The sequence below is a fragment of the Pseudonocardia ailaonensis genome (assembly GCF_039531635.1).
Lineage (GTDB): Bacteria > Actinomycetota > Actinomycetes > Mycobacteriales > Pseudonocardiaceae > Pseudonocardia > Pseudonocardia ailaonensis.
The window spans coordinates 1-546 of record NZ_BAAAQK010000042.1; the positions used below are offsets into that span (position 1 = coordinate 1).

1 rRNA gene is annotated in these 546 nt (G+C 56.4%); it reads right to left on the minus strand.

The features are described from left to right. A 23S ribosomal RNA gene (locus ABD324_RS37055) occupies positions 1–546 on the minus strand; the annotation flags it as partial.

Sequence of the window (546 nt, forward strand, 5' to 3'; positions counted from 1 at the left end):
TTTCACCTTTCCCTCACGGTACTAGTCCGCTATCGGTCATCAGGAAGTATTTAGGCTTAACGGGTGGTCCCGCCAAATTCACAGCAAATTCCACGAGCTCGCTGCTACTCGGGAGTACAACCCACACCGACACACAAGTTTTCGCGTACGGGACTCTCACCCACTACGGTGACGCTTTCCAGACGTCTTCCACTAACCTGCATGCACAATGTCCAAGGCTCGGCAGAACCCTGACGGTCACATCCCACGACACCGCATCCGCAACCCCTGCCGGGTATCACACGAACACGGTTTAGCCTCCTCCGCTTTCGCTCGCCACTACTCACGGAATCACGGTTGTTTTCTCTTCCTGTGGGTACTGAGATGTTTCACTTCCCCACGTTCCCCCTCATACCCTATGAATTCAGGCATGAGTGACGCCCCATGACGGGCGCCGGGTTTCCCCATTCGGACACCCTCGGATCACAGCTAGGTTGACAACTCCCCGAGGACTATCGCGGTCTCCCACGTCCTTCATCGGCTCCTGATGCCCAGGCATCCACCATG